Consider the following 8,834-nt stretch of genomic DNA (forward strand, 5'->3'; position numbering starts at 1 on the left):
TCCCCCGATAAGTTTATAGATACTCAGAAATCAGCTATTGGCACTAAGCATTCAGCCGCTAGTGCCTTAGCTACTGAATGCTTGCATCAAGACTTATTAGTTTAACAATATCTTGATTGTTTTGCCGTGTTTATCCTGACATTTTTTCATTAAATAATTAAAGTTTCTATAAAGTTTTTTTCTTTTTTGGTCGCAGATAACTGTATTTCAGATATCTTTAATGTAGGAGGACATAGCAGTAATCTTTGATCTTGAATATGGGGTAATTACGGAATCAATAATTTCTGTAGCTAAAAGAAATACGTAGAAATACGTAATCTTTCTTATAGCACGTTTGGAAAATTATTTACTGGCGCGAAATGAGGGAATTACTTCAAGTTTTTATTTATATAAAAACTCGTAAAGTAAAACCATTTAATATTGGGGATAACTAAAGTAAACTACCCGCATTTACCAAACCATGTAGCTACTTTCCAAACACCTTCTTAGAACAGATAGAGTATTTTACTGCATCTACCACATTAGCGGTTGGGATGCAATCTTAACCTAAGTACTAACCTTATGAAAAATCATTTATCTAACTTAAAAGTGGTTAGAAATCTCAAGCCTCGTCAGCTTGGTCTAGCAGTAACCACTTTCGCTGCCCTAGGATTTACCATGTCTGTGCCTGCTGCAGCAGGAGAATTTCGTACCATTAACGGATTTGGTAACAACCTAAATGATCCGACATTGGGTGAAGCCGAAACAGAACTACTTCGGCTCCTGAGTCCTGAGTACGAAGATGGCTTCAACGCACCAAGAATAACCGGTCCGACTGGCAATGTTCTGCCTAACGCTCGTGACATTAGCAATACCATTGTCCGCCAGACTGAATTCGTGCCTAATTTCCTCAACGCCAGCGACTGGATCTGGCAGTGGGGGCAGTTCATTGATCACGACTTGGATCTCAATGAGGGAGAGGCCGCTCCCCCACCAGAGGATTTCACCCCTATCCCAATTAATCCCATTGACATTTCCACTGGTCTTCCAGATCCACTCGCCCCATCTATACCCTTTGTTAGGGTTCCTACAGCTCCAGGTACTGGCACTGGACCTGGCAATCCGCGCCAGCAGATCAACCAGCTAACTTCTTTTATTGATGGTTCACAGGTCTACGGATCTGATTCAGTGCGGGCGGAATTTTTGCGTACGAATGATGGTACTGGAAAGCTCAAGAGCCAGATTATCAATGGTGAAGAGCTACTGCCTTTCAACACTGGGGGATTGCCTAATGCCAACACTGACCGGTCTGGAGCATTAGCACCAGAAGAGTTGTTCATCGGTGGCGATGTTCGTGTCAACGAACAGATTGGGTTAACCGCAGTTCACACCTTGTTCGTGCGGGAGCACAATCGGATAGCTGAAACACTTGCTCAACAAATTGACGCTGGTGACCCGGTGATTTTGGAGAAGTTAGAAGAGTCAGGACTTGATAAAGGGGACTTTATCTACGAATCAGCTCGTAAGGTCGTTGGCGCTCAGATTCAGGTAATCACATACAATGAATTCCTACCGCTATTCATTGGCGATAGCCTTTTGGACGATTACTCTGGCTACGATTCCACCGTTGACCCACGTGTCAGCGTGGAATTTGCCAATGGTACCTTCCGCGTTGGCCACACTTTTCTGTCCCCAGAGCTTCAGCGCATTAACAATGACGGCACTTCCCCCGGAGGGGTCTCCCTTTCCGATGCCTTTTTCACTCCCCAAGAGGTGATTGATAACGGCGTCGATTCACTGTTTTTCGGTTTAGCTTCCCAAGTGGCTCAAGAGTTTGACAATCAGATAGTGGACGAGGTGCGGAATTTCCTGGCCTCGATTCCCACCGGTGGCTTTGACCTTGCTTCACTAAATATTGCACGGGGAAGGGAAGTTGGCCTTCCCGGCTACAATCAGGCTCGTGTGGAACTCGGTCTGGATCCGGTCACTGCCTTCTTGACCACCGATACCGAACTTGGCATTACTTCTAACCCAGAAATAGCAGCTCTATTTGAACAAATCTACCAGTCTGTAGACGATGTGGATTGGTGGATTGGAGGAATATCTGAGGACTCCTTCAACGGTGGATTGCTCGGTGAACTATTCAATACAGTGATCTCAGACCAGTTCAGGCGCGCACGGGATGGTGACCGGTTCTTTTTCCTCAACGATCTCGATCATCTGCTGGCCTTGGCTCCAGATCTAGAAAGCACTCGCCTCTCGGACATTATTCGCCGAAACTCAAGCATTAGCAAGATCCAAGATAATGCTTTCGTTGTCCCAGAAGACGTGCCGGAACCTAGCAGCATCCTTGGTTTAGTTACACTCCTTGGTTTAGCAGCTATAGCGCAGCGCTATAACTTTCCACCAAAGCCATAACCCTGTACAATAAATCCATGGGTTCGATCGGTTTATATAAGTAATCATCCACTACCTCCATCATTTCTTGTTGCTCTACTTTTGGCAGGCTCGGAATCGTTAAAGCCAGAATTTTTACCCCACCGGTTGTGGAGGATTGACGCAGCCATTGAGTCATTTCGTAACCCTCCCTAGTCGGTAACTGCCAATCAATAATGATCGTCTGGGGCTTAAGCAATGCAATTTGTTTGATGGCAGTGGAACCATCAATCAACCAAATTACTTTATAGCCTGCTGCGGTCAAAATTTCGCAAATTAGGGTAGCCATCTCTTCTTGGTTTTCCACTAAGGCCACAGTGCCTTGAGCTTTGAGAGTTAGGTTGGACTTAGGCATAGCTTTTCCTGAAGTCGCTGGTACCATGGGTTGAGTGGGTAACCAAACTGTAAAACAAGACCCCTCTCCCACTACCGATTCCACCTCAATTTTGCCCCTATGGAGTTCGATCAGCTGTTTGGTTAAGGCTAACCCCAAGCCAGTTCCTTCATACTTGCGACGGTAGGGCGTTTCTAGCTGCTGAAACTTTTGAAACAGTAATGGTAACTGGTCTTGGGCAATACCAATGCCTGTATCTTCCACTTGAAACACTACTAACTGATTTTCTGGCCAGACCCGTAGGATTACTTTACCCCCCTCTGGGGTAAATTTAATCCCATTGCTTAAAAGGTTAAACAAAATCTGTTTAACCCGCCGTTGGTCTGCAGAAAAACAGTCCCTTTCTGGTGGCACTCGCCAATCTAGCTGTAGAGTCACCTGCTGTTGGTAGGCTTGTTCGTTTAGGCTACTCAATACCTGATTGGCTAGCTTACTTAAGGAAAATTTGCTGATAGTCAGGACTAACTTTCCTGCTTCAACCTGAGACAAATCCAGAATATCGTTGATCAGTTCTAGCAGGTGTTGCCCATTGTCCTGGATAGTTTTTAAATAGCGCTGTTGCTTTTCGACAGGTAATCTCTGGGAACTGTCCTGACCAAAACACCAGCGCAAGAGTGTAGCTGCCATCCCAATTACGCAGGTTAGAGGGGTGCGCAATTCATGACTCATGGTAGCTAGAAACTCACTCTTAGCAAGATTGGCTGCTTGAGCAGCTTGCAAAGCATCCCGGAGTGCTTGGGTGCGCTCAATTACCCGTTGTTCAAGGGTGTTGTTTTGCTGCTGCACTTGGGAGTATAACTTCGCTTGATAGATGGCAACGGCTAGGTGTTCAGCAATTGCCTGGAGAAAGTTTTTTTCACTGTCCTGCCATCGCCTTGGCTCGAAACACTGATGGGCAATTAATAGTCCCCACAGGTTGTTTTGGACAATAATTGGTGCGACTAACTTGGCTCGTACTTGATGTCGATGCAACAGTTTAAGTAAGCAATTATGGGTATTATAGGTTCGATCAACATCATCAACAGCAACCGTTGACCCTCGCTGATATTTATGTGTACAGTTAGGTACATGGGTTAAGCATTCCTCCTGCTCAATCACATTCAGCACTGATGGGATAGCATCGGAGACTTTAGCTTCGTAGGTAATACAACCCCAGCCTAATTCAGTGGCAGCAGGTGCTGGCTCTAGTGCTGTGGAACTAGAGGTGTAAGGAAAGTCAAATTGATAGATTACTAATCGGTCTACTTCTAGGAAGTGTCGTACCCGTTCAACTGCTGTGGTCAGGATCAGCGGTAACTCTTGGCTTTGACGGATTTGACTGGTCACCTGATTGAGCAATCGCTCCTGCTCAACCTGCTGGTGCAGTGCTTCTGCTACGGGTTGACAAATGGACCCATAGGGATAATCTGGCTCTGCTAATGGTGGAGCATCGGTGTTGTAGTTATCCGTGTTGTAGTCACACAGAATATCAATTAATGATAGGGTAAATTCGCTCTGGATAGCTGGATTATTGGGTTTGAGGGAGGCTTGAGCCCTCTTGATTAGGTTGAGAACATCCTGAGAGGTTTCAAATTCTGATGGTGAGGTTAGGTAGGAGTCTTTGAGATGGGTAAGAAAGTTTGCGATCGCATCCGGAGCGAAAGTTAATCCCACTTGGTACAGTCTCATCAGAGATTCATACCCAGTTAAGGTCTCCGGTTGGGCTTCCCCCCACAGCAGACAACTGAACTGTTCTGATCCGATCAGGGTAAACCTCTGGCTCTGAGCCTCACTCATCATGCTCTGATTTACCAACAGATCGGACTTTAGGAGTATTGCCTCTTCGCCCAAAGTTGACTTTATCTGGTCTAATCGCTGATCCAGACGCTCGAACACAGCCAAGGGCAAAATTCTGAGGAATTTTGGATTACTAAATAATTTGGTAGGTGGAATTAAGGATAACACCTGCTGCCTGGTGGGCTAACTTGCCTGAATGGTGTGGATAGTGGCTTCTTTGATGGTAGTTGATTTTTGTCTACCTGCTGATAAGTATTCCCCTATTTTACCAGATTTTAGCGTTGCGTGCAGTGTAGTAAATGTGGTAAATGTGGTTAATAGGCGCGGGGAGATGGGAAATCAGATCAGCAAGTGGCATGGTTTCTATAGGGCTTTCAAGGTGCTTCTGTCTTGTTTCTGCAAGCCTTTTGCCTGACAACTGCGGCGAAATCTATTGGAAGGAAAAAATTATCACAATCTGACAAAACCTTGTTGGTTCACTCTCCCTCATAACCTCAAGAGTCATCGAATAATTGCATTGCCACCTTTGGCTAGACCTTAAAAGTACGCCAAAAGTACGCCAGTAGAGAACTTGCCGCACTGTGAAAATTTCCCAGTTGAAGGACTAAATAGAAGATTGATGCAACCAAAAGATTTGCAAACCAGATCTGCCACACATCGCCATGCTGTTGCTAGTATTTAGATATACCCCATTTCTTCCTACTATACATCTCCAAAAAATAAAAAAACTAGATTTGCTTTATGTTATAATGGACGTTAATTACCAATTTTTTTTTAAAATGATTCCAATTGTCAGCTATATTAAACGTAATCCAAGGTCAACAAAGAGATTGATAGGATTAAGTGAAGAACACCTTAATAAACTAATTGACAACGCCCAAAAATACCACCATAAAAAAAAGTCAGAAATCGCTGGCCATAGGCCACGCTACGCGAACAAACAGAAATTAGATTAATTAAAGCTGGTGGTGGAAGAAAATCTCTCTTAAATACAGAGGATAAAATAATTTTAACATTATATTATTTACATAATCATCCTACCTTTGAAATCTTAGGAATTCATTTCAATGTGTCGGAATCGACAGCTAACAATGTTTTTCATTATTGGGTCAATATTTTGAGTGATATTTTACCTAGTAGCTTGCTAGAGCAAGTAAAAAAAAATACAAGTGACGAGAAATGGGTAAAGGAAATTTTAACAGAATTAGAATTAATTTAGGTGCGCTTTCCAATGGGCGAGTAAATCGCCCTTGGGTCGCACCTGTAGATAGCTGTGAACAAGATAGAGAAAGACCTCTGGATTACAAAGAACAAAAAAAATATTACTCGGGCAAGAAAAAAATACACACCTTTAAAAATCAATGTCTTGATGCAGTCGCTCATGGGGGAAACCCCCAAGACCGCGCTGCATCGCTTAATTACTACTCCGGATGGTCAAGAAATAGTTGATGTAATAGTAGGATATCCAGGACCTAAAAGTGATATTATTTTATGGCGAAAACAGTCAAAAAATTTATAAGAAACCCAAAGATATAATGGCGATAAAGCTTACTGTGGATAAGACCGAATAAAAACCCCAAAAAAGAAACAAATCAAGAAATGCCGCCAGAAATAAAAGAAGATAATAAGAAAAAATCTCGCGAGCGAATATTTGTAGAACACCTGATAAGAGTGATCAAAACATTTAGAGTTGCCTCGGAGAGATTCCGCCTAAATAGCAGAAATTACTCAAAAGTTATTTTTACAGTTTGCGGTTTAGTAAGACTCCGAATAGGCGCTTTAATTTTAAGTTAGTTTTAACCTAATTTGTTTTCAGACAAATTAGATATTTAGTTTATATTTTTTAGGTTAATTCTTATAAACAAAGCTTGATAACTATTATTATTTCGTTGAAAGTTGTCATATTTGTGAATGATCGCAAGCATCTCAAAGCTAGTGATAGAACTGCTTTGCAATTCCTGGAGATGTCTACTAGTAAGTCTCAAATTGCCGTCAGAATTACCCCATTCTTACTCGATAAGCTTAACAGCTACGTTGAGAGAAGTGGTAAGTCTAAGACTGATTTTGTTATTGGGGCTTTGGCACAGTATTTGGGGTGCAAATCGGATATGCTGCTCAGTCAGAGGGTAGCAACCCTGGAAGCCGAAGTAAAAGAACTACAGGCTTTGGTGAAGAAATCATACCTTAGCTGATAAGGAAAGGAATTCCTGATGAGTAATCGCATCCAGATTTTCCTCGCTCATGCCAGTGAGGATAAGGTAGAAGCCCTAAAGCTGTACGACCGCCTCAAAGCAAGGGGCTATAAACCCTGGTTGGATGAAAAAAACCTCATCCCTGGGCAGAATTGGCGTGAGGAAATTCCTAATGCCATCAAGCAAAGTCAAATCTTCATAGCTTGCCTTTCACAGAACTCTGTCAGCAAGAAAGGGTATGTCACCAGAGAGTTCAGACTAGCTCTCAATAAGTATGCCGAAACGCCCCCTGGGACAATCTATTTGATTCCACTCAAGCTAGATGATTGTGAAGTTCCTCCATTACAACAAGCAGACTATGGGGTGAACCTGCAAGATATCCAGTGGCTGGACTATTGGGAACCAGATGGTTTTGAGAACCTAGTCAGAGCTATTGAGTATCAATTCGGAACCCCGAAGCAAGAAGATGAAATTGAACTATTAAGTGAAAAAGGAGTTAACTACACCCAACGGCGTGAGCTCCTAGGTGATGACAAGTGGAAAGAGGCAGAACGACATGCACTACTAGCCGAGAAAGATAGCCGAATTTATAGTTTAGAGAATATGGTAAAAACGGGGCTAAAGCGTCCGATTTTTTATACGGAAACCTTTTATAATCAAGGAAATATCATGTCAAACGTCCCTAAAAAAGTATCTAAATTTGATCTACGGCATGCTCAATTTGGTGGAGGACTTATAGATGCAGATACAGTTAATGCTCAGCATAGAGACAGCAATATTAATAACTATCCTCAAGAACAAAGACAAAACCTAGCAGATGCAGCGGCAGAAATTCAACAACTTCTACAACAACTCGAACAAACTTATCCTAATGCAACCGAAATCGAAAAACAGAGTGCATTGGCAGTAACTCTCCAACAAGAGATTAACAAAAACCCGAAATTCAAGACAAGACTCAAGAATGCCTTCAAAGAAGGTGGCATTGAAGCATTGAAGGTGTTGTTTGCCCCGATTGGTATTCCCATTGAAATGGTCAGGGGTTGGATTGAGGCCGAAGCCGAGTAACTTGCCTTATCAGTAGATTACCATGTTTGAAAACCCTAAAAAAGTCTCGAAGACTGACCTACAGCGTTCCCAGTCTAGAGGCACCTCAGGGACACCTCCCGAGTCTATACTACTCAGCTCTGCGCAGTGAGGATTATTGGTTCGTGCGATTTGCTCATAACTGGCTTTGGCTCGGAGTCTTGGCGGAGGTGTTTTCTTCTCTAGCGCGGAGACTTGTAAAATGTAAAATTTAGGGTACAAGCTTTTTATAACAAGAGAGATCAAAAGTATGTTTGATATATCAGGGTGCAGATTCAAAAAAGAAAGTCAATCAAAGGACTGGTTCGGAGGTAAGGAGTGTCAAAGCCACAGCTAGAAAGAGCGTTATCGACTTGGCAAAACAAGCTGGCAGATTATGAGCATGAACTAGCAATAACTGCTAGTGCTGAACAAAAGTTTGAACTGCGAAATAGGATTGAGGAATGTGAGAAACAAATCAAGAGAATAAAGGTAAAAATTGAGTCTCTTGAGAAGAATAGCGAGTTATCTATTGCCCAGCCAAAGACGAGGCAAAAACCTCAGATCCAGATTTTCCTAGCTCACGCCAGTGAGGATAAGCCCCAAGTCCTGAAACTATACGAACGGCTCAAAGCAAAGGGTTATAAACCCTGGTTGGATGAAAAAAACCTCATCCCTGGGCAGAATTGGCGTGAGGAAATTCCTAATGCCATCAAGCAAAGTCAAATCTTCATAGCTTGCCTTTCACAGAACTCTGTCAGCAAGCAAGGGTATGTCACCATAGAGTTCAGACTAGCTCTCAATAAGTATGCCGAAACGCCCCCTGGGACAATCTATTTGATTCCACTCAAGCTACATGATTGTGAAGCAGGGCTATTTCATTCTCATGAAAGCAAATAAATGCTAGATTTACAGGTTAAACCAGTGTTTCATGAGTTCCCATGGGTTTGCCACCCCCACCTGCCCCTACAATCTTACTTCCAAGCCTTCCCCCA

At 42.9% G+C, this 8,834-nt stretch carries 9 protein-coding genes; 8 read left to right on the top strand and 1 reads right to left on the bottom strand.

Annotated elements, in window-relative coordinates; translation table 11 throughout:
• Nucleotides 1-561 precede the first annotated feature (561 nt).
• Nucleotides 562-2,397 carry a peroxidase family protein gene (locus F6K51_RS24110; RefSeq protein ID WP_293024970.1) on the top strand — a complete coding sequence of 612 codons (1,836 nt, stop codon included), beginning with the start codon at nucleotides 562-564 and terminating at the stop codon, nucleotides 2,395-2,397.
• On the opposite strand, the gene F6K51_RS24115 is transcribed toward F6K51_RS24110, so the two are convergent.
• Nucleotides 2,360-4,696 carry an ATP-binding protein gene (locus tag F6K51_RS24115; protein WP_293024971.1) on the bottom strand — a complete coding sequence of 779 codons (2,337 nt, stop codon included), beginning with the start codon at nucleotides 4,694-4,696 and terminating at the stop codon, nucleotides 2,360-2,362. The two genes, F6K51_RS24110 and F6K51_RS24115, sit on opposite strands and share 38 nt — an antisense overlap.
• Nucleotides 4,697-5,415: 719 nt before the next feature.
• Between F6K51_RS24115 and F6K51_RS24120 the strand changes: the two genes are divergently transcribed.
• The 7 genes from F6K51_RS24120 (at nucleotide 5,416) to F6K51_RS24150 (ending at nucleotide 8,739) form a co-directional block, all read left to right on the top strand.
• Nucleotides 5,416-5,541 (top strand): hypothetical protein, encoded by a 126-nt coding sequence (locus F6K51_RS24120; RefSeq protein ID WP_293024973.1) that lies wholly within the window; start codon nucleotides 5,416-5,418, stop codon nucleotides 5,539-5,541.
• Nucleotides 5,542-5,591: 50 nt separating this feature from the next.
• Nucleotides 5,592-5,804, top strand: coding sequence for a transposase family protein (locus tag F6K51_RS24125; RefSeq protein ID WP_293024987.1), 213 nt, complete (start codon nucleotides 5,592-5,594; stop codon nucleotides 5,802-5,804).
• Between the two features lie 54 nt (nucleotides 5,805-5,858).
• Nucleotides 5,859-6,104 carry a hypothetical protein gene (locus F6K51_RS24130; protein ID WP_293024975.1) on the top strand — a complete coding sequence of 82 codons (246 nt, stop codon included), beginning with the start codon at nucleotides 5,859-5,861 and terminating at the stop codon, nucleotides 6,102-6,104.
• Nucleotides 6,105-6,142: 38 nt separating this feature from the next.
• Nucleotides 6,143-6,379 carry a transposase family protein gene (locus F6K51_RS24135; RefSeq protein ID WP_365940138.1) on the top strand — a complete coding sequence of 79 codons (237 nt, stop codon included), beginning with the start codon at nucleotides 6,143-6,145 and terminating at the stop codon, nucleotides 6,377-6,379.
• Between the two features lie 95 nt (nucleotides 6,380-6,474).
• Nucleotides 6,475-6,777: a hypothetical protein gene (locus F6K51_RS24140; RefSeq protein ID WP_293024979.1), complete on the top strand. Its 303-nt coding sequence runs from the start codon at nucleotides 6,475-6,477 to the stop codon at nucleotides 6,775-6,777.
• Nucleotides 6,778-6,795: 18 nt separating this feature from the next.
• Nucleotides 6,796-7,842, top strand: coding sequence for a toll/interleukin-1 receptor domain-containing protein (locus F6K51_RS24145; protein WP_293024981.1), 1,047 nt, complete (start codon nucleotides 6,796-6,798; stop codon nucleotides 7,840-7,842).
• 336 nt (nucleotides 7,843-8,178) lie between these two features.
• Entirely contained in the window at nucleotides 8,179-8,739 is a 561-nt protein-coding gene (locus F6K51_RS24150; RefSeq protein ID WP_293024983.1) for a toll/interleukin-1 receptor domain-containing protein, read from the top strand.
• Nucleotides 8,740-8,834: the final 95 nt, after the last annotated feature.

The organism is Moorena sp. SIO3I8 (assembly GCF_010692325.1).
In the GTDB taxonomy this organism is placed as follows: Bacteria; Cyanobacteriota; Cyanobacteriia; order Cyanobacteriales; family Coleofasciculaceae; genus Moorena.